This window comes from Phaeobacter sp. HF9A (assembly GCF_011806385.1).
GTDB lineage: Bacteria > Pseudomonadota > Alphaproteobacteria > Rhodobacterales > Rhodobacteraceae > Epibacterium.
The window spans coordinates 1-1,069 of the sequence record NZ_JAATOX010000250.1 but is presented as its reverse complement, the minus strand read 5'-3'; the positions used below and the strand labels follow the sequence as shown (position 1 = coordinate 1,069).

General features: G+C 61.8%; 1 protein-coding gene. It reads left to right on the top strand.

The features are described from left to right. Positions 1 to 179: 179 nt before the first annotated feature. On the top strand, positions 180 to 1,069 hold an 890-nt coding region (aspS, locus tag HCZ87_RS20735; protein ID WP_167647015.1), incomplete at its 3' end, for an aspartate--tRNA ligase.

Sequence of the window (1,069 nt, the reverse complement as noted above, 5' to 3'; positions counted from 1 at the left end):
CGGTTCGCGCTGAAACCTCCGCGCCCCATGCTGCGCGGGCAATTTCCGCACCGGAACAGGGCCAATTCGCCCGGTTTGCTTGACAAGACCGCGTGAACCTTGTGTACGGGTGCGGATGAATTTGCCCGGCGGCCCTGCGCGATGCGCGCTCCGCCGCAGACCGAGAAGAGACCTGATCCATGCACGCATATCGCAGCCATACCTGCGCCGAGTTGAACAAATCCCACGTGGGCGAGACGGTTCGCCTGTCCGGTTGGGTCCACCGCGTTCGCGACCACGGCGGCCTGTTGTTCATCGACCTGCGCGACCATTACGGCATCACCCAGGTCATGGCCGACCCGGACAGCCCGGTGTTCGCCGAGATCGAGAAGGTGCGCTCTGAGTGGTGTATCCGCATCGACGGCAATGTCATGGCCCGTGACGAGAGCCTGGTGAACCCCAAGATCCCCACCGGCGAGATCGAGGTCTTTATACGCGACATCGAAGTGCTGGGCCAATCCGCAGAGCTGCCGCTGATGGTCTTTGGCGAGCAGGAATACCCGGAAGAAACCCGCCTGCGCTATCGCTATCTCGATCTGCGTCGCGAGAAGATGCAGAACAACATGGTGCTGCGCTCCAAGATGATTCAGTCGATCCGCAAACGCATGTGGGAGCGTGGCTTTAACGAATATCAGACCCCGATCATCACCGCCTCCAGCCCTGAAGGCGCGCGCGACTTCCTGGTGCCGTCGCGCCTGCATCCGGGCAAGTTCTACGCGCTGCCGCAGGCGCCGCAGCAGTTCAAGCAGCTGATGATGGTCTCGGGCTTTGACAAGTATTTCCAGATCGCGCCCTGTTTCCGCGACGAGGACCCGCGCGCTGACCGCTCGCCCACCGATTTCTACCAGCTCGACCTGGAGATGTCCTTTGTCACCCAGCAGGATGTGTTTGACACCATCGCGCCGGTGATGGCGGGCGTGTTCGAGGAATTCGGCAAGGGCCGCAAGGTGGATGCCGCCGCGGATTGGCCGCAGATTTCCTATAAGGATGCTGCGCTTTGGTATGGCTCCGACAAGCCGGACCTGCGCAA